Annotated in this window: 18 protein-coding genes; 8 read left to right on the top strand and 10 right to left on the bottom strand. The window is 44.7% G+C overall.

The genetic code is table 11. The features are described 5' to 3' along the window. The first annotated feature begins 7 nt into the window (after positions 1-7). From RJ60_RS01385 to RJ60_RS01375, 3 genes are read left to right on the top strand one after another with little or no spacing between them, the layout of a single operon-like run. A complete protein-coding gene (locus RJ60_RS01385; protein WP_103133894.1) occupies positions 8-745 on the top strand; it encodes an ATP-binding cassette domain-containing protein in 738 nt (245 codons plus the stop codon). Further along, positions 738-1,694 (top strand): SufD family Fe-S cluster assembly protein, encoded by a 957-nt coding sequence (locus tag RJ60_RS01380; protein ID WP_103133893.1) that lies wholly within the window; start codon positions 738-740, stop codon positions 1,692-1,694. Before RJ60_RS01385 ends, RJ60_RS01380 begins: the two co-directional genes overlap by 8 nt. 16 nt (positions 1,695-1,710) lie before the next feature. After that, positions 1,711-2,739 (top strand): M42 family metallopeptidase, encoded by a 1,029-nt coding sequence (locus RJ60_RS01375; RefSeq protein WP_219725862.1) that lies wholly within the window; start codon positions 1,711-1,713, stop codon positions 2,737-2,739. 46 nt (positions 2,740-2,785) lie between these two features. Here RJ60_RS01375 and RJ60_RS01370 read toward each other — a convergent pair whose 3' ends face one another. The 5 genes from RJ60_RS01370 to RJ60_RS01350 all read right to left on the bottom strand — a co-directional run bounded on the left by RJ60_RS01370 (position 2,786) and on the right by RJ60_RS01350 (position 7,102). Then, complete coding sequence (locus tag RJ60_RS01370) at positions 2,786-3,211, bottom strand: hypothetical protein (protein WP_099830629.1); 426 nt, start codon at positions 3,209-3,211, stop codon at positions 2,786-2,788. 89 nt (positions 3,212-3,300) lie between these two features. Then, entirely contained in the window at positions 3,301-3,864 is a 564-nt protein-coding gene (locus RJ60_RS01365; RefSeq protein WP_103133892.1) for a multidrug transporter, read from the bottom strand. Beyond that, positions 3,861-4,622 carry an ABC transporter ATP-binding protein gene (locus tag RJ60_RS01360; protein ID WP_103133891.1) on the bottom strand — a complete coding sequence of 254 codons (762 nt, stop codon included), beginning with the start codon at positions 4,620-4,622 and terminating at the stop codon, positions 3,861-3,863. Before RJ60_RS01360 ends, RJ60_RS01365 begins: the two co-directional genes overlap by 4 nt. Beyond that, the gene (gene dnaB / locus RJ60_RS01355; protein WP_180979883.1) at positions 4,622-5,968 is read right to left on the bottom strand and encodes a replicative DNA helicase; all 1,347 of its coding nucleotides are present in this window, start codon (positions 5,966-5,968) and stop codon (positions 4,622-4,624) included. The genes RJ60_RS01360 and dnaB overlap by 1 nt, the downstream gene beginning before the upstream one ends. Before the next feature lie 12 nt (positions 5,969-5,980). Continuing rightward, positions 5,981-7,102: an alanyl-tRNA editing protein gene (locus RJ60_RS01350; protein WP_103133890.1), complete on the bottom strand. Its 1,122-nt coding sequence runs from the start codon at positions 7,100-7,102 to the stop codon at positions 5,981-5,983. 114 nt (positions 7,103-7,216) lie between these two features. On the opposite strand from RJ60_RS01350, the gene RJ60_RS01345 reads away from it, so the two are divergent. The 5 genes from RJ60_RS01345 to RJ60_RS01325 all read left to right on the top strand — a co-directional run bounded on the left by RJ60_RS01345 (position 7,217) and on the right by RJ60_RS01325 (position 13,873). Further along, positions 7,217-8,254: an ABC transporter ATP-binding protein gene (locus RJ60_RS01345; RefSeq protein ID WP_103133889.1), complete on the top strand. Its 1,038-nt coding sequence runs from the start codon at positions 7,217-7,219 to the stop codon at positions 8,252-8,254. Next, positions 8,251-9,423 carry an ABC transporter ATP-binding protein gene (locus tag RJ60_RS01340; RefSeq protein ID WP_103133888.1) on the top strand — a complete coding sequence of 391 codons (1,173 nt, stop codon included), beginning with the start codon at positions 8,251-8,253 and terminating at the stop codon, positions 9,421-9,423. The genes RJ60_RS01345 and RJ60_RS01340 overlap by 4 nt, the downstream gene beginning before the upstream one ends. After that, positions 9,420-11,144 (top strand): ABC transporter substrate-binding protein, encoded by a 1,725-nt coding sequence (locus RJ60_RS01335; protein ID WP_103133887.1) that lies wholly within the window; start codon positions 9,420-9,422, stop codon positions 11,142-11,144. Before RJ60_RS01340 ends, RJ60_RS01335 begins: the two co-directional genes overlap by 4 nt. A gap of 85 nt (positions 11,145-11,229) precedes the next feature. Beyond that, on the top strand, positions 11,230-12,201 hold the full coding sequence (locus RJ60_RS01330; RefSeq protein WP_103133886.1) for an ABC transporter permease: 972 nt from the start codon (positions 11,230-11,232) through the stop codon (positions 12,199-12,201). Positions 12,202-12,211: 10 nt separating this feature from the next. Beyond that, positions 12,212-13,873, top strand: coding sequence for an ABC transporter permease (locus tag RJ60_RS01325; RefSeq protein WP_103133885.1), 1,662 nt, complete (start codon positions 12,212-12,214; stop codon positions 13,871-13,873). A 1,123-nt stretch (positions 13,874-14,996) separates the two neighbouring features. Here RJ60_RS01325 and RJ60_RS01315 read toward each other — a convergent pair. The 5 genes from RJ60_RS01315 to secG all read right to left on the bottom strand — a co-directional run bounded on the left by RJ60_RS01315 (position 14,997) and on the right by secG (position 20,078). After that, on the bottom strand, positions 14,997-15,425 hold the full coding sequence (locus RJ60_RS01315; protein ID WP_103133883.1) for a hypothetical protein: 429 nt from the start codon (positions 15,423-15,425) through the stop codon (positions 14,997-14,999). 53 nt (positions 15,426-15,478) lie between these two features. Beyond that, entirely contained in the window at positions 15,479-16,726 is a 1,248-nt protein-coding gene (locus RJ60_RS01310) for a hypothetical protein (protein ID WP_103133882.1), read from the bottom strand. Between the two features lie 116 nt (positions 16,727-16,842). Next, a complete protein-coding gene (locus RJ60_RS01305; RefSeq protein WP_103133881.1) occupies positions 16,843-18,531 on the bottom strand; it encodes an S-layer homology domain-containing protein in 1,689 nt (562 codons plus the stop codon). Positions 18,532-18,620: 89 nt separating this feature from the next. After that, positions 18,621-19,814, bottom strand: coding sequence for a tyrosine--tRNA ligase (gene tyrS / locus RJ60_RS01300; protein ID WP_103133880.1), 1,194 nt, complete (start codon positions 19,812-19,814; stop codon positions 18,621-18,623). 12 nt (positions 19,815-19,826) lie between these two features. After that, entirely contained in the window at positions 19,827-20,078 is a 252-nt protein-coding gene (gene secG, locus RJ60_RS01295) for a preprotein translocase subunit SecG (RefSeq protein ID WP_103133879.1), read from the bottom strand. Positions 20,079-20,173: the final 95 nt, after the last annotated feature.

Raw genomic sequence — 20,173 nt, 5'->3', positions numbered from 1 at the left:
TATATAAATGCTGGAAGTTAAAGAGGTCAAGTTAATCCGAGATGAACGAAACATTCTGAACAGTCTCACTGCTTCCTTTGAAAAAGGACGTGTTTACGCGATTCTTGGAAACAACGGTGTAGGAAAATCAACTCTATCATATGTGCTGATGGGGCTAGAATCTCACAACGACTACAAAGGAAAGATACTTCTAGATGGCGAAGAAATCGACACTCTATCAGTATCTGACAGGGCAAAGAAGGGAATTTCTCTGAGTTGGCAGGAACCGGCCAGGTTCAAAGGACTTACTGTGAAAGAGTATCTGACGCTCGGCGGAAAACTAAGACTCTCGAGAGAAGAACTCGATGAGACCCTGTCAATTGTGGGACTCAACAAGGAATATCTAGATAGACTTGTCGATGAGTCACTCAGTGGAGGGGAAAGAAAGAGAGTGGAACTCGCCTCGATAATGCTGGTAAATCCTAGAGTAACGATCCTTGACGAACCAGACTCAGGCATTGACATTATGTCCATGGAGATGATTGAACGAGTTCTTGAAAGACTGCGAGATAAGGGTTCGGTAGTAATAATCATCACTCATCGTGAAGAGATTGCGCGAATGGCAGATGAAGCATATCTTCTCTGTGGGGGAAGAATGATTGCCTCCGGCGAGCCAGAAGAGATTGTCAGCTTCTACAGGAAACTCTGTGACACTTGTCAGCACATAAATGAACCGATTACAGAAGGCGGTCTTGCAAATGATTGAATCAAGTTATGAGAGGGAATTCACTGCTATCGCAAAAGAGTACGAAAAATCAGGCGGTAACGTCTCTGATTTTCTGCGCAAAGACATCGTCTCTATTATAGTGAGCGGGAACAAAGTGATCGGAAGGAATACGGTCGAAGGTGTCCATGTTAGAGCAAAAGAATTGGATAACGGAGTGGAAATCTGGCTCGATATTGAAGATGACGTTGTTATCGAAAACCCTATTCACCTATGCACAGGTTATCTGAAACCTGAAGGAACACAGGAAGTGCTTATTCACAACCGTCTTGGAAGTCGAGCCCGGGCGAAATTCATATCACACTGCGTATTCCCGAGCGGAGTGAATTTCACGCACTCGATGGTTGCCGACACCGATGTTGGAGAAAACGCTGAGATGTTCTACGAAGACACTCACATGCACAGCAAGGACGGCGGAGTAACGGTTAGGGCAACCTACAATACAGTCGTTAGAAAAGGTGGCAGATTCCAGAATATGTTCTATCTTACCAAGACTAGAGTAGGAAAGCTCTTTGTAAAGATGAACGTCAATCTTGAGAAGAATTCTACAGCGCATATCGAATCAAAAGTATATGAGCGTGAAGACGATTATCTCGAAATTGATGAAGAGCTCCATCTGAATGGCGAAGGCTCATCCGGAATTGCAAAAACTACTGTTTTTGCTACAGACAGAAGTAAGGCGAAAATCATCAACAAAGCCTATGGAAACGCACCATATTCGAGAGGCCATATTGAGTGCAACGAAATCATTAAGGGCGATTCTGTAGAAGTAGGTACTATGCCTGAGTTGTATGTAAAAAACGAGAAGGCCGAACTGACACACGAAGCCTCTATTGGCAGAGTAAATGTCAAGCAGATGGAAACCTTGATGTCAAAAGGGTTGAGCGAGGAAGAAGCCACTGATATGATTGTCAAAGGTTTGCTCAGATAGAAGTGGAGGGAGTTACTTGAAATACAGCGAGATGTACATTGTGAAGAAACTAGTCGATCTAGCCAACATACCAAGTCCATCCGGATTCACCAACACCGTTATTGGCTATCTTGAGTCTGAACTGCAGGAAATGGGGTTCAGTCCGCGAAGAACAAGAAAGGGAGCTCTGGTGGCAGAGCTCGGCGGCAAAGGAAGACCTCTGGTGTTGGCTGCACACGTTGACACGCTTGGGGCTATGGTTAAATCCCTGAAGCCGAATGGCCGGTTAGAGATAACCAACGTTGGCGGATTCACAATGAATAGCATTGAAAACGAGAACTGCGTAATTCACACGAAAACCGGAAAATCCTTCACGGGAACAATCCAGTCCATATCACCTTCCGTTCATGTCTTTGAAAATGCAAGGACTCTTGAACGCAAGATATCAAATATGGAAATCCGGGTAGACGAATTGGTAAGAAGCGAAGAAGATCTTAAAAACCTTGGTATTGAAGCAGGGGATTTCGTTTCATTTGATCCTAGAGTGATGGTTACCGATAGTGGTTTTGTGAAGTCAAGACATCTTGATGACAAAGCAAGCGCAGCAATCCTTCTAGAGTTAGCAAAGAAAGTCTCTTCTGGCGAAGCGATCTGCGGAAGAAAAATCTACTTGTTTTTCTCGAACTATGAAGAAGTAGGACATGGTGCATCGGCTGCGATGCCAGATGATTGCGAAGAGATAATCTCTGTTGATATGGGAGCGATAGGCGATACTCTGAAGACCGATGAATTTGTGGTCTCGATATGTGCTAAGGATTCGGGTGGACCTTACGATCACTCAATCGTTAAGGGATTGATCGAAACTGCAAAGAAAGTGAAAGCCGAATACTCAGTAGACATCTATCCCTTTTATGGATCTGATGTGGAAGCATCTCTGAGAGCTGGATACGATGTCAGGTTTGGACTAGTCGGTCCCGGAGTTGAAGCCTCTCACGGATACGAAAGGACTCATTACAGAGCGCTCGAAAATACTTTGAAGCTTCTTAAGGGATATATTGAAAACTGAGGCGCAAAAGCGCCTCAGTCATTACTAGTTCTCCGCAACCATAGTTCTAGAAAACTATCTTGCCCTTCTTGTTACCTATCTCCTGACCAAGCTGGTTAACAAAACCGGCAGGAGCAACATCGATTACTTTGCTCTTCTCAGCTTCCATAGCTTCCTGAAGCTTCTTTCTGTAGGCATCCATTTTCTCTCTGAGTTCAGATACGTCCCCTTCAAGCCACCCATAGATACTTTCTGTAAGCTTCTCAGAAATCGCCTCTATTTCGTCGTTTTCTTCCATCATTCCTGCTTCTTTCGTTACCTCCAGCTCTTCACTTACTGCCCTCTCAACATCATCTTTCGTTAGCTGAGGAACGGCCGACTTTACCAAACGCATAGCGATGTTTGTTCTGAGTCTCAGATCATCTATGGTTGCCTCAAGATTATCTACTCTGGACATTATCGCACCCAAGAATTGATCAAGTGAAATCTGCATTTATTATTCAGCTCCTTTCAATGGTTTCTTATAACGATTTTACTACTTAGAAAGCCAACTATAGTTAAGCTCATGTTTTGCTTGTAATCTCAGCCTTTCTTGTCGAATCGATATCTGATTCTAATAAGCCATAGGGACAAAACAACAACAAGGATGAAAGCAGTAAGGTCGCCAGAAACAATTTGGAGAAGCCAGAAAGAAGGAAGATATCCGCTGGTAAACAGCGAAGATTTCAGAATTGATGGAAATACCCAACCTGTTATAAGCGTGGTAGCTGCAATGAAGACCGCTACAGATTTCTCCTCTATTCTCCTCAGCTTTCTAAATGGAAGAAAGGAAAACGAAGCGAGTGAGATCACTAAGGCCATAGATGAAACAAAACCAAGAATCGAAAAGAGACTCCTGTTCCAGCAGATCAACAACGAAATCAAGAGTATCAGGACAGATGGCTTCTTTAGAACTCCCTTGGCACTATCAGTAAGCATATCTTTTGAACATATGTTCTTTTCAAACTCCTGTCTGTAGACGACTATTCCCATAAGAATCGATAAAGGCATCAATCCGGCTGAAAGTGAGGCTTCCCAGAAGAAGAGCTGAGAGATTGCTATCGATCCAACAAGAATCTCGTGCAGAAATGTCAGAAAAACCCTCACTCTTCCCCCTCCAGACTCTCTATCAAGGCCTTCACACCGTTATCACCGGTAATGTCCAGGAAGAGATCCTCAAGACTTGACTCCACACTGCCGAAGCTTTCTTTCAGATCAGAAAGCGTGCCTTCTGCGATCATCCTACCTCTATCAATAATTCCAATTCTGTCGCACATCTTTTCCGCTACTTCGAGCACGTGAGTTGTCATGAATACAGTTGCTCCCCTATTTGCAATGTTTCTAAGCCATGCTTTCAGCTTCCCTGCGCTTGAGGCATCAAGGCCAACGGTAGGTTCATCGAGGAATATCACAGATGATTCTCTCATAAGAGCAATGGCAACCATGAGTTTCTGCTTCATCCCATGAGAGTAATCTCCTATGTACTTTCCAAGGTAATCGATCTTGAACGCGTCTGCCAGATTTCTAAGCCTTGATATGGTCTCTTCGGGTTGAAGCTTGTATATGTCGATTATGAACTTCACAAATTCTATTCCCTTGAGATTTTCGTACATCTTAGGTTCATCTGGAACAACAGATATTATCTGTTTGATCTCCATGAGGTCTCTTTCAATATCGAGCCCCGCAATTCGTATACTTCCCGAGCTAGGAGCAATTACTCCGGTCAGCATCTTTATAGTAGTTGTCTTGCCCGCGCCGTTTGGTCCAAGAAAACCGTATATCTCTCCTGACGATACTCTCAGATTCAGATTATCAACGGCTGTTAGATCCCCGAAACGCCTTGTCAAATCAAATGCTTCTATCATCATTCTTCTTCAAACGCCTTGTCGTAAAAAGTTGCAGTTTTTGGATGGAACATCAGTTCTATGGTACCTACCGGACCATTTCTTTGCTTTCCGATTATCACTTTGGTAACCTGTGGAAAATTGCTTACATCGCTCTTATCTTTGTAATAATCATCACGATAAAGGAACATCACTGTGTCAGCATCTTGTTCAATAGCTCCAGACTCACGGAGATCACTAAGACGCGGCATCTTGTCTTCTCTTTGCTCCACCGCTCTGGAAAGCTGCGAAAGTGCAACAACGGTGATGTTCAATTCCCTTGCCAGGAGCTTCATAGATCTCGAGATCTCCGAGATCTCCTGCTGACGGTTGTCGGATCTGCCTTTCGTATGCATCAGTTGGAGGTAATCGACAAATATGACCTGAACGTTGTGCTCCATCTTGATTCTCCTCGCCTTTGCTCTGAGCGTTCTGGGATCAAGGGATGGTTCATCGTCTATAATTATAGGAGCCGTCTGCAGGGTACTGGCACCATTTGTCAAACGTTTCCAATCTTCAGTGCCAATATCTCCTGCCCTGAGGCGAGATAGTTCAAAATTAGTGACATTACACAGAAGTCGCTGTGCAAGCTGTTCCTTCGACATCTCAAGGCAGAAGACAGCTACTGGCAACTGAAATCTCAGAGACATATTGGTTGCCAGACTAAGAGCAAAAGCAGTCTTTCCCATCGATGGACGTGCAGCAACAATAACTAAATCCGACGGTCTAAATCCTGTGGTAACTTCATCCAATTTCCTGTAACCAGATGCGATACCCGTGATCCTACCGGTCACCGCATTCTCTTTCAGCCTTTCAAGATTCTGGAATAGCTCATGCATTATTTTACCAATATGCTGATACGTCTTCGAAATCTGCGCCTCTGTAATCTGGAATATCGCTTTCTCTGCATTGTCAAGGATCTCGTCTGTTTCTTCTCCCTCATATGCGTTTTCAACTATCGAGCTGGCCGCAGTTATCAGCGATCGCAGAAGAGCCTTCTCCTTTACAGTCTTGCCGTAATAAAAGAAGTTGGCAGAAGTTGGAACGACATCCGCGAGTTTGGCAAGCTCGATTTCGCCTCCCATTTCTTCGAGCACTCCGCCGGTTCTTAGTCTTTCAGTAACTGACACAATATCCACCGGACTCCCCTCATCAAACAACTTCTCCATTGCGGAGAAGATCAACTGGTTCTTTCGAGAGTAGAAATCCCTACTTGTGAGAAGCTCCATCACATCCGGGACCACATCTGGATCAATCAAGATGCTCCCTATAACAGCCTCTTCAGATTCAATACTATTCGGAGGAATTCTCGTCTTCAATTCATTCACCAACTCTTCCAATTATGAGAAGTTCTTTAGAATAAGCTCCTTTACCGCTGAAAAATCTCCTTCGAAAAGAAACTGCCCTCTATCCTTACCAGAACCACCTCTAACTTCCAGTTCTTCCTTGACTCTTGTAAGGACCTCCTGACAGTCAAAGCCTTTACCAAAAAGCAGGAATCTATCATTTGCCTTTCCAATAATAAGATACTCTTCCAGTGTGACGAATTTGGTAATTGCAGCTAGAACACTCTCCTCTTCTTCAAGAAAAGTAATCCTCGATCGCGATCTATCAATATCTTCCGCTATATAATGACCTAGCCTTTCAGAGAGGCTTCTTATTATCGAATTGCTTGCTTTGAGCTCGCCTATTAAGGATTCGATCCGATTCGGCAGATCGGAGTATTTGCAGGTAAGAAATAAAGCCGACTTGGTTGTGAGATTGTGTTTTGCGACATAGTCATCTAGGGCTCTATTTCCCGCGGCGAAGAAAACTCTGGTGAGAGAACCCTTGACTTTCTCGCGTTTCAGGATTTTCACGAGCCTAATTTGCCCCGTCCTCTCAACATGAAGACCCGAGCAGGCGCTTACATCTATCCCTTCAATCTCAATCACTCTGATGTCCTTGTCACTTTCGCTGATTCTCCGATCTATCTCTTTCCTCAATCCCAACTCCTGGAGCTGAGATCTTTTGACACTGAAGCTTTTTACTGGAAGATTCTCACCGATCAAATCGTTGCAGATTCTCTCAACGTGAGAAATCATATCATCTGTGAGAACACCAAGCGAAAGGTCGATTGTCGTGTGTTCTTCCCCCATCTGAAACCCAACGGTTTCGGCATCCAATTCTCGAAGAAACACTGCCGATAACAGGTGCTGCGCAGTGTGCTGCTGCGAGATGTCCCATCTCCTCGTCTCATCGATCCTGATGTCCACCGATTCACCTCTGTCCTTATCTATTATTCCATCTACTTTGATAAGAATCTCATTATTCGACTCATTTACTGACAAGATATCCAGTCCGTCCACTTTTCCACGATCTCCAAGTTGTCCTGCTTCTCCGTCAGCATACACATTACCGTAACATATCTTGACGTAGGTAGTACCTTCTCCAAACCATATTTCCCTTACTGCTTCTAACATACATCGCCTCCGGCCACTTGATATTATGTGCAAATATATGTAATAATTATACAGTAAGCATTTACTTAACTCCGTGGGTGATAATTCGAGAAAAATGAATATGGGGTGATTTGGTTGCAGGAAAGGCCAATCCTTTCGGTAAAAAACCTCTCTACTCACTTCAATATGGCCGAGGGAGTTGTTAAGGCCGTTCAAGATGTCTCTTTCGATCTTTATCGAGATGAGGTCTTGGGAATAGTTGGAGAGACCGGTTCTGGTAAGAGTGTAACTGTGAAAACAGTTGCCGGAATGGTTGATAACCCAGGCTTTATTGCTGGTGGCGAGATTCTCTTTTTAACCGACGAATTCAGTAATAGCGGTGAAAAGGATTATATTGACTTGGCAAAGCTTCCGAAAGATAGTTTCTCCAGAGTCAGGGGAAAACACATAGGGATGATCTTTCAAGACCCTATGACCTCCCTTGACCCGATGTACACAGTTGGTAACCAGATGATAGAGACCATTGTTCATCACAAGAAAGTTACCGAAGAGGAAGCAAGAGAACGATCGATAAAGCTTCTCGAACAGGTAGGAATTCCTAAGCCTTCCGAACGAATCGATGATTATCCCTTTCAACTCTCCGGGGGACAGCGCCAGAGAGTAGTAATAGCGATAGCGCTGTCGTGCGATCCTGAAATCCTGGTTGCCGATGAGCCTTCAACAGCTCTAGACGTGACAGTTCAAGCTCAGATTTTAGAACTGATGAAGGATCTTCAGGAGCAGTTCAACAGCAGCATGATTTTCATTACCCATGATCTCGCAGTAATCGCTGAAATTGCTACGAGAATCAGCGTTATGTATGGAAGCTATCAAATGGAAATGGCGGACTCTCTCGAAATCTTTGACAGTCCGATGAATCCATACACATTTGCACTTCTTGAGTGCATTCCAAGACTTGATATAAAACAAGATAAACTCCTTCCTATTCCTGGCCAGCCGCCAGTTATGTTGAATCCACCCGTGCTATGCCCATTCCTTCCAAGGTGCTCAAGAGCAACAGACAAATGCTACAAAGAGATGCCACAGCTTGAGCAAATGAAGGATAATCATTTCGTCAGATGCTGGAACCCAATCACTAACAAAGTATTGCTGGTCAAGGAGGCTCAAGAATGAAGCTTCTTGAAGTTAGAAATCTGAAAAAATACTTTCCAGTCAAGCAAGGTTTCCTCATCGAGAGAGTTGTAGGATTCGTCAAGGCAGTTGATGATGTTTCTTTCTCGGTAGATAGAGGAAAGACAATCGGTATAGTTGGAGAATCGGGTTGTGGCAAGACTACAATCGGTAAGTCGATTATCCGCCTTCATGAAGTGACTGATGGAGAGATGCTCATTGATGAAGAAGACACCACTTTCTACTTCATGAAGAAGCGAAGGGCAAAACAGTATCTGAAAGAGAAGTATTTCGATACGGAGAAATTTAATAATGGTGACGGAGTTGGTTTTGAGCCTTTCGAAAAGAAGATGTACGAGATCTACAATAGTGTCAATAAGGACTCTTCCAAGGCAATCGATATTCTATTTGATAAGTCAGATCACAAGAAGAAGCTTCTCAGGCAAAAGGCACAGATAGTATTTCAGGACCCAATGTCTTCTCTGAATCCAAGGATGACAGTTGGGCAGATGTTAACTGAACCACTCCTTTTTCACAAACTTGCAAAAGACCTTGACGAAGCAGTTGAAATGGTGAAGGAACTGCTTGTAAAAGTCGGTCTTAAGCAATATCACGTGGACAGATATCCGCACCAGTTCAGCGGTGGTCAGAGGCAGAGAATAGCCGTTGCAAGGGCTATCAGTGTAAACCCCGATCTCATCGTTCTCGATGAGCCGACTTCTGCCTTGGATGTTTCGGTTCAAGCTCAGATAGTCAATCTCTTTGAGAAGCTGCAGGAGCAGCTCAATGCAGGTTATGTATTTATCTCTCATAATCTTTCTCTGGTAAGGTTTATTTCTCAAGAAGTCTCTGTCATGTATCTTGGTAGGATCGTAGAGCAGGGCAATAGTGAGTCGATCTTCAGCAACCCATTGCATCCTTACACAAAGGCGCTCCTGGCGGCTGCTCCAATACCCGATCCAAAGAAGAAACGTAACCGGAAAGACCTGGTTGGCGGACAGGTTCCCAGTCCAATAAACAGACCGTCTGGCTGTTTCTTCAATCCGAGATGCAAGTACAGAATGGATATTTGTACCAAGGAATATCCGCCCATGTTCAAGGCGGATGAAAACCATTATGTTGCGTGCCATCTTTATTCCACATCTCATGAACAAGGAGGGGAAAGTAAATGAAGAAACTCTTAGTGCTTCTCGTAGTACTCATTGCTGTTGGAATCCTTTTCGCAGCTCCCGAGTATCACGTAGAAGAGACATGGAACGGCAAGCCCGGAGGTACTTTCTATTACTGGGGCTTGGGAGATCCAAAGACATTTAACTATGACTGGGCACAGGAAACTAGTTCAACAGATCCTCTAGGATTCATACTGGCAACTCTTATTGAAGCCGATGAGGGTGGTATGCCGTCGCTTCCCGGTCTTGCAAAAGACTGGTGGTTCTCTGATGACGGATTGACTTTCTTCGTGCAGATAAGAGAGGGCATTCAGTGGTCCGATGGAGCACCATTCACACTTGACGATGTTTACTGGACATTCGTAAATGTTTCCTTTGTCCCGGAAAACACGGCAAACGGCAACGGGTCCTATCTGGATTCCAACGACCAGCTACCGGTTGTAGAAATTGTAGATGATACCACAATTTCCTTCACCTGGACAGTTCCCCAGGTAACGGCCCTTAGGCAGATCGGCTTCCGCCCCATCATGCCAAAGCATGTGCTCGAGGAAGTTGTCGCCAACGGTACCTATCCGGAATTCTGGACGATCGCTGACTTTGACAAGCTTGTTGGAATGGGGCCCTTTGTGATTACAGATTACATCGAAGGCGTCAGAATCGTTTTCGAGAGAAATCCATATTACTGGAAAGTCGATGGCAACGGTGTAAGATTGCCATACTTCGATAAGCTGAATTACGAGCTTCTCGCCGACCAGAATACCTCTCTGCTCAGATTTGAAGCAGGACAGATCGATCTCTACGGACCGACTGCCGAGCAGTTCCCAAGGCTAGCAGAAATGGCCGCAGATAAGGGCTGGATAACCGGTGTCGGTGGTCCCGCTCTCGGCTCGCAGTTTGTTACCTTCAACTTCAACAACCCAGATCCCGTTAAGCGAGAATGGTTCAGAAACGATGGGTTCAGAAGAGCTTTCGTCTACGCGATGGATAGAGACGCTATAATTGAATCTCTATACAATGGGCTTGGCTCTCCTCTATACGGTCCGGTCTCTCCATCAAGCGGTTTCTACTACCCTGAAATCGAGAAATTCGATTACAAGTACTCAATAACTAGAGCCAGACTTCAGCTCAGGAGAGGCGGCTTCGACTGGCTTCCAGATGGAACCTGTGTTGATGCAAATGGAAACCCGATTGAGTTTGAGCTCACTACAAATGCTGGAAACGTAGTCAGAGAGGCAATAAGCAACATCATCGTCGATGGGGCTGCAAAACTTGGAATTAAGGTCAATTTCAGACCTATTGACTTCAATACCGTTGTTTCAAGACTGACAGATGCGACCTACGACGCTGTCGTCATTGGACTCACCGGTAGTGTTGACCCCGGAACAGGCTGGAACGTTTACAGGCTTGACGGCGGACTGCACTTCTGGAACTATCCTCCGGACTACAATCCTGACGATCACATAACTGAGGACATGTATATTCTCCCCGACTGGGAGAAGAGAGTCGATGAAATCTACAGACTCCAGACGTCAGCGGTTGATCCACAAGACAGATATGACCTATTTGCTGAATTCCAGATGCTCTTTGCTGAGTATCAGCCAATTGTGTTCACAATGGCACAGAACTTCCTTTATGTCTACAAGAACAATATTAAGATGCCGGTCGAAAAACTAACACCTGCAACAGGCCTGCTATTCCAGTTAGAAGGCTGGTGGAAAGAGTAATATCTTAATTCTCGTTGCGGGAGGGTTTCCCTCCCGCTTTTCGTATCATCGAGAGACTTAGTGTGAGTTTTGAGGAGGGAATAAGGTGCTGAAATATATAGTTAGAAGGCTGATTCTAGCAATTCCGGTTCTGCTCGGAGTCTCTATACTGGCCTTCATGATTATATCCGCTGCCCCCGGTGATTTCTTGGATGCATACAGGTTAAACCCTTCTATTTCGAGAGATCAGATAAAGGTTCTTGAGAATCAATTTGGCCTTGATCAGAATGTATTCGTTCAGTATTTCAAGTGGTTGGGCAACGTTCTTACAGGGAACTTCGGTTATTCATTTAGTTACAGGATTCCTGTCTTCGAACTGGTTTTCAGGAGACTGGGAGCAACTCTTCTGCTTAGCATCACCACACTGATTTTTACCTGGGGAATCGGCATTCCTCTTGGCATATATTCAGCCCTTCATCAATACTCGCTCAGTGATCAGGCTTTTGCCTTCCTTGCATTCATTGGTATTTCTATTCCAAACTTCTTCTTTGCTTTGCTATGGCTCTTTATGTCGGCGAAGACAGGGTGGTTCCCAATAGGAGGATTGATCTCGCAAAACTTCAACGAACTGAGTATTATCGGCAAGATCGGTGATTATCTCTGGCACGTGGTCGGGCCAATGGTCACCTTGGGTACTGCTGGACTTGCCGGTCTGATGAGGCAAATGAGAGGTCAGTTGCTCGACCAGCTGAGGCAAGACTATGTTCTTTTTGCTAGGGCAAAGGGAATGCCTGAGAAGAACGTTATCTACAAGCACGCAGTTCGAAATGCTATCAATCCTATAGTCACAATGTTTGGATATGCACTTTCTGGTTTGCTCGGCGGCGCAGTTCTTACAGAGACGGTTTTCGGCTGGCCAGGAATGGGAAGACTAGTCATTGAAGCCCTGAATGCTCAGGATTTGTTCCTTGTCATGGCCACGTTGCTCCTTTCCGCTGTCCTTCTGGTAGTCGGCAATCTGCTGGCCGATCTTCTGCTTGCATGGGTCGATCCCAGAATTCGTTATAGACTGAGCTGAGGGGTGTAAAATGAAGAAGAAAAAAACCAATGATAACAATACATTGAAAAGTGCTGAAGTCAGTAAAGAAGATCTCTTTGAAGTAAAGTACATGAGTAGATGGCAGCTTGTGTGGAGAGCTTTGAGAAAGCACAAGTTGGGGATGATTTCTTTATGGATCCTGATAATCATGTACATCATAGCATTGCTGGCCGACTTCTTGTCCCCTACCAACCCTTATGAACAGACACAGGGACTTTCTTTTGCGCCACCTTCAAGAGTTCATTGGACCGACGAGAGCGGTAAGCTTACTGCTCCTTACATTTACGCCTGGGTAATGGAAAGAGACCCCGAAACGTACAGAACAACATTTGTTGAAGGTGTTTCAATAGGTTCGATCACTGCGTTGGATAGGTCAACTGGCACAGAAACCACTTTCACAAAGGGTAAAGACGGGGTAATAGATATATTTCTTACCATAAAAACGGTTAGATATGCTCTTGACGCAGAAGGCAATAGGGCTAATCTGGGACAACCCGACTACTCGGTTATCCAGAACATCAAGCTGAGCGAACTGGAGCTCTTCGAAAAGATGATGGTCAGTGAGACTTCTAATAGAACCACCATAGATTCCCTTAGCCCAAGCAGGTTCAGAGAACTTCAAAGGATTGGGCCGCCAGTAAAAGTCGTAACTGAGCGTTCTCTTCACAGAGTGTTTGCTCAAAAGGAAGCAGAAATCAAGGACATTGTTCTCGAGGCTATAAGTATTTACAATGAAGTTATCGACATTGATGGAGAAGACGTTGAGCTAGCAAAGGAGTTTCTAACCGAGCTCGAAATCTCACCTAATCTTCTTGGAGTAGTCGTCGAACCCGAAGTTACAGAGTACGAAACTGTTAAGTACCCGATCAAGTTCTTCGCCAAGTCCTGGGATTACAAGCTCTTATGGTTATTTCCAACTAACATTCACTTATTCGGAACAGACCAGCCATCGAAACTCTTGTTGTTTGGGGCAGACAGATACGGAAGGGACGTATTCTCGAGGATTCTTGCTGGGTCTAGAATTTCTATGAGTATTGGACTTCTTGCCATACTTATCACTTTCTCTCTTGGACTTTCGATTGGAGGTGCCGCTGGATATTTTGGTGGTATTACCGATGAAATTCTCATGAGGGTCACCGAGGTTCTGATGTCGATACCCAGTTTCTATCTTTTGATCTCGCTGCGTGCGATTCTGCCTACAAGCATACCTTCGCATATGACTTATCTCTTGATAGTTGTAATTCTGAGTTTTATTGGTTGGCCCGGGATGTCAAGGGTAATCCGAGGCATGGTTCTGGGACTGAAAGAGACAGAGTTCGTTCAAGCAGCCGTTGCTATGGGTTATCCATCATCGCGAGTTATTTTACGGCACATAATCCCGAACACGGCAACGTACATTATCGTTGCAGCAACTCTGTCGATACCCGGATACATTCTTGGAGAAGCAGGCTTAAGTTTCCTTGGGCTGGGAATAACTGAACCTTCGGCAAGCTGGGGATTGATGTTGTCGCAGGCACAAAGTATAAAGGCAATGACAGAAGCTCCCTGGTTACTAATACCGGGGATATTCATATTCATTGTTGTTATGGGCTTCAACCTCCTCGGGGATGCACTGAGAGATGCTCTCGATCCCAGATCTCTAGGGTACTAGACCTTTAAGAAGCTAATAGGCTGGATTTTAAGCGGGTCGAATGACCCGCTTTCTTAAGCGATATTTTATCCCCTACGGACTCGTTTTCAGAAGATAATACATTCTCAGCAGAAGCAACGGTTTGTGTAACCAGGTCTTTCAGGTTCGCGAAAACAATAACAGTAACTCCACTCTGTAAATTCCAGCCGCTCCTTCTCTCTTCCAAGCAGTCACAAACAATGTGTGTTCTCATAAGAGACGCACCTCAAGCTCGGAGCGAAATCTAGTTATGCAGATTCTGAATGAAAAAGAGGTAGTCTTAAGACAGAGATTAGGCCATCATCCGTGAAGTATTTTTCGGCTTTCTTTTGGGAATCCCTGACATAATCGGATTACCTTTATCCAGTGTTCGCAGTCCAGTCGATTGCTTGCTGATGCAAAGAATCTTGATAAAGTGAGCATCATCAATTATACTGTCCAGTTTAAGTGAGCGGCCGAGTATCCTGCAGTTGCTGTCAAGCTCGGATCTCTCACAGCTGCTTGCCTGGGATCCAATTTAGGTGGAATGAATTCACCTGATTGGGGGCTATCTTTCCAACAACACCTGCTAATTCCTTGGCTGTTTCTTATACTTGTCCCAATAAGATTTGGCTTCATATACAAACAAACAATCTCAGTCATCTTATTGACCTGCCTAAGATGAAGATAATCATTTCTCTTTCAAAAGCCAAACAGGGTTGATCCTTATCCACAAACCTATACTGGTTCAGAAAGTACTTTTTCTGAAAACTCTATCGGTCTTCTAAGAAGTATTGAAGCTAGTTGAAATGTTACTTCGACCTTTTTTCAATACTAAGTGAGATCATAGCAGCCGGGGGAGTCTTATCGGAAGTAAAACACACCAACATAGTCTGACAATACTTGTAATCACATTATTGAAAGTTGCTAACTCTACAAGCCCTAACAAGTAAGCGTTCATAATCGATTGAACATCAACTTTCGACTTCTCAGACTTCCAGATGAAGTCGATCATTGAGTGATAGATGTTTCTCACAATCACTCCTCGAACAAGTCAAGTCTGATTATTTCCTGTTTTCCACCAGTTCACAGGCCAAAGCGATACTCTTCTTGAAAGTTAGCCTCTCTACTCCTCTTCCTTTTCTCCAGAGACTATGATCATAAGTACTATTAGCGTCGCCATGACAAAGACGATTACTCCCGGCAACAGGTAGCCAATGATCGTAAAGGCAAGAGAAGAGGGAATGTAGTCTCTCAGAGGAGTCAGCCACCAGGTGAAGCCGCCTGCAAGGCTATCTCTGATATATAGAAACAGAGTGGCGCCAAGCAGCAGCTCTTCAAAGATCGGCAGAGCAATTCTCTTAGCAAGAGAACAATACTGAAGGAAGAAACCGGTAATAAACAGAGCAAATGGAAAGAGAAAGTCCATAATGTCTATATCAATGCTCTTTCCCTCCAGCAGAGAATTGACAACCTGCCCTCCTCCAAACAACAGTGCTATTGTCACTGCAATGATCATTAAGAGATTACCCAGAAATATATATATTCCCCTCATTCTCTTACCTCAAAAAAACCGGCCCAAGAGGGCCGGCTCATATACCAACTGAATCAGAATGTTTTGGAGAAGTAAAGTCCAACTGACCAGTCAACTGCGGGGAGAATATCAACGTTTGCCTCGAAAGTAACGAGATCAAGAACGGGGAAGCTCAGGTTCACGTTGAGCGCAGATGCTGAGTCCTTAATGTAGTATCCGCCATTGGCGCCGATCGTCGGCTTGAATCCGCCCATCTCGAGTGACAAACCAGCTTCTGCATAAGCAGATATGTTTGTCCAGTCGGCAAGAACGTCTGTGAGAATCTGATATCCAAAACCTGCTTTGTTTACATCATCCTTTGTTCTGAAATCACCTGAACCGACGAAGACGTCGAGACTAACAGGACCTGCTGCCCAACCGAGAGACTTAACCAGGAAGCCCAGCTCCATTGTCTGTGCCGGAGTTGCGAAGTCATAGTTATATACGAACTTGACTCCCGCATAGCCGATTCCATCCTTGGAAATGACGGGCTGTATCCATGCACCAAGCGCATTTGCAGCGATGTCGTATTCCACGTTTGCATCAATAGCAAGAACACCTATTTCATATCCAACGTTGAGACCGACCCACTGTCCAAGAGTATCGGAGTATCTCGCATATGGGTTCAGAGTCAGAAGACCGACTTCAAGAACGTAACCGACATCGACTACGTAATTGAAGACTGGAGTTCCCGTAAGGTCGCTTGCACTGACACCGCCCTTAATCGTTAGACCTTTGAAAGGTACCAGAGCTGCCTCAAGGATTACATCGCCGCTCCACTTAAGAGCATTGAGTCCGGTCTGTGCAGAGAAGGAGAAAATGTCCCATGCTCCTCTAAGAGCTATCCTATCGCTTGCACCCAGCAGGTCAGGTTCCTGAGTGGCAACCTGAAGACCGAGTTCCTTTAGATTGAGAACGAAAGTGGTTCCCTTTGTCATGCCATAATAAGAGAACCAGTTAAGACCGTAGCCGAGGTCATACGCAAAAGACTTTGCCTCGTACCAGCTGGCGGCGGCCTTGTCGTTCTCGACCGTGAAAGAGTTGAGAGTTACTGCTTTTCCAGCAAGGTCGATGTCTAGACTAAATGTCAGACCATCGACATCTGCAGACGCTCCGAAGCCGATTCCCACAAGAGTGAAGCCCAGATCTGTGTCCAGGCCGTTCTTATCGAGTTCTACATGCCCCCACAGTGTTCCTGTCAAGTAGGGATTCAGAGTTACTGTAGCAGAGAAAGCAACCGAGATGGCCAGAAGTACCACTAAGATTCCAACAAGCTTCTTCATGCACACTTACCCCCTTTATAAGAGTGTTTTTGGTTTTTGGTGATGCGCATAACGTAAATATACCATATTTCATGTAACAAAAGCAAACACACGTGTTGCTAAGTTGCACAGAGAGATCATTTCAGGATTAGCCCTACCGCACCAAATGCTAGTGCCACAAAAGAAAGAATAATAGCTGCATTTGTATTGATCACATTCTGCTTCTGTATCTCTTCCAGAGCCGATATCTTGCTTTCCAAGGCCACGTCGTTCTCTTCGAGCACAGAGATCCTCGTTTCTGCAGCTGCAAGAGCAGTCTTGTCTGCCTTGTTCCTGTCGAGCTTGAACATTTGAATGGCCATTGTGTTGGTAATGCTCTTCAGACTGTCGACTTCTTCCTCGAGAACTCCAACTTTTCCCTCAAGAGAAGTTGTTCTGCCTTCGATAGAAGCGATCATATCGGCGTGTTCGTCAAGAACTGCGATGTTGGCATCAATCTGATCGAAGGCGACTTCTAACATCTCGTAGTTGTCGGAAACGTCACTTCTCAGCGAGGATAGCTCATTACCGAGAATTCCGATCTCTGCCTTCAGTCTCTCTTCTGTGAGTCCAAGTTTCTTGTAAAGGAAATTCATTTTTGCTGTCAGCTGATCAGGAGTCACATAGTTCAACTCTGCTATCCGCTTATTCGCAGCCATCACAGCATTGCTAAGCATCTTAGCTGTTACTTCGAGATCCGTTACTCTTGCCTTGATCGAATCGACATCGCTCGCCATTGCTTTCGTTGAGAGATCAGCTTTAATTTCAGCAAGCTTTCCGTCCAAGTCGTCAAGTCTTGCAATGTTCAAGTCAACCTGATCGAAAGCAACTTCTAGCATTTCTTCCGCGTCAAAGATAGCCGACTCCAGTTTAACTATCTCTGAGTCGTAGTACTTGACTTCGGGCATCTTGGCAATGCTGTCCTGAATCATGAGGATCCGCGTGTACATTACCGAAAGCTTGTCATTTAACTCCTCATTGGTCACGAAAGGCTCGAGATCAGGCATTTCGCCCGTCAGTCTCGCTTCCAAATCTGCAAGGTCAGCCTTCGTAGCCATCCCTCTCCTTAGTGCAAATAGGTCAGAAGTCAAGCTATTGATAACATTTTCGGAAGCATCGACCCTTGAGGCAAGCGCAGCAAAATCAGCTTCTTGAGCAGTTTCATTCTTCTTCATGTTGGCAATCGCCTGTCCGAGGAGCTTAACCGTTACTTCAAGGTCGGTGGCCCTATTCTTTAGAGCCTCAATGTCCGAGGGAACGCCTGTCAACGCTTTCAGATTCTCATTAATGAGTTCAATACCCTCATTTGCGCTTACTGCTTCCACAGAGAGTCTGTCGATCTCATCATAGAGAAATGCAACTGTGTCGTCAAAAGTCTTTAGCGACACGAAATCCCCTGTTACTGCACTCTGCTTTAGAGATGCGACAGTTGCTTCAAGAGCCCTCAGTTCCGCCGTTAAGTCAACCAAATTCTTCTTGTTGTCAGAGATCTCCAGGGAGAGTCCCGCAACTTTCTTAGTGAGGGAAAATACCACTTCCTGAAGTTTAGCATCCCCGGCATCAGAATAATCCATGAACCTGGCAAGAGTCATGGCAAGCTGGTAACGCGTAGCAAATTCAGTACCTCTGAATGTGCCATCAGGGAAACCAATGAACAATCCACCGGATGTCGTCTTAATAACGCTATCGTAGGCCCAGTGATTCTCTGACAAATCGCTGTACTCTACACCCAGAGTTAGGGCTGCAAAAGCAACAACGACAAGTGCCAGTATAGAAAGCTTCTTCATGGATCCTACCCCCTTTCAAAATGTTGTCATTTTCTACAGCAAACTACGTATTAATTATACAGTAAAAATGCGTCTATATTCAAGAGTATTCAGCACTTAACAAGGCGATAGAAACGCTTCTTTCCGATTCTAAGAACATCACCATCGGAAATCTCAAGAACTGAATGGATATCGTCTAGTACTTGATCATTTATTCTCACTCCACCCTGATCTATCAATCTTCTTGCTTCGCTTCTTGATTGAATCTTAGCACGAGAAACGAGAAGATCGACAATCGAAATACTGTCTTCCACAAGTTTTATTTCCGGCATCTCCTCAGGAAGCTCCTTATTTCGGAAAATGTTTATAAACTCCTCTTTTGAGCTTTCGGCAATCTCTCTATCAAAGAACTGAGAAGTGATCTCCACAGCCAATTCTAGTTTCAGATCTCTTGGATTCACTGTTTTATCTTGGAGTTTCTTATCTATCTCCTCAAGCTCCCGATCGCTTTTATCGGTTAACAGTCTGAAATACTTTGACATCAGCGAGTCTGGAATTGACATAACCTTGCCAAACATGTCCCTCGGAGAATCATCAAAAGCTATGTAATTGTCGTAGCTTTTCGACATCTTCAGCTTTCCATCTGTCCCTTCGATCAAAGGAACGGTGAGAATTGCCTGAGCCTCAAGTCCGTACTCTTCCTGTATCTTTCTGCCAACAACAAGGTTGAAAAATTGATCATCACCGCCGATCTCTACATCGGCTTTAACAACGACAGAATCGTAAGCTTGCGCAAGAGGATAGAGAAATTCCGAGACACCAATTGGTTCGTTATCAGCGTATCTCCTGGCGAAATCATGCCTTTCCATCATTCTGGCCACAGTATACTTTGCAGAAAGACGAATCACATCCTCAAAACTCATTGGGTCAAGCCATTCAGAGTTGAACCTAATCTCGGTGCGATCTCTGTCCAAAATCCTGAACGCCTGCTTGCTGTAGGATTCAGCGTTCAGTCTCGCTTCTTCCCTTGAAAGCATGGGTCTGGTCTTTGATCTACCCGAAGGATCGCCGATCCTCGCAGTGAAGTCTCCGATGATCAACACCACTTGATGCCCGAAATCCTGAAAGAGACGAAGCTTCCTCAGGACCACCGCATGACCAAGATGTAAGTCCGGTCTAGATGGATCAACTCCCAGTTTAACCCTCAACGACCGCTTATTCTTAAGTTTTCCAAGAAGCTCTTCTTCAGAAATTAGTGAAACATGATTCTTCGAAAGCTCCTTAAACTGTTCTTCAGGGTTCAACAACTCTACCACCTAAGCGCCAAATGCTCTGGAAACTACAAATGCAATCAAAATACTGTTTGCCATAAATCCTATGGCAAGACCAAGTGTTATCTTTCCCATGGTATCCAGACCTTTCTTTCTTCCAAACATAGTGTGGGAAGCACCACCTCCGAAAGCTCCACCGAGCTCTGCAGACTTAGACATCTGCAGCATCACAGCAATTCCAAGTCCTGCACTTATTGCAATGTGCAGGGAAATAAGTACATAAGCAAGAACAACCATCAAGAAAACCTCCTGTATCTTCTATCGCTCTTCTGGTATTATACAATATGTGCGAGTTTGTAGCAAATGAGAGCAGAAAGCGGTTGGTGATTTTT

It is taken from the genome of Mesotoga sp. B105.6.4 (genome assembly GCF_002896535.1).
Lineage (GTDB): Bacteria > Thermotogota > Thermotogae > Petrotogales > Kosmotogaceae > Mesotoga.
Note: the sequence above shows the minus strand (reverse complement) of the source record. Positions and strands in the feature narration are given on the sequence as shown.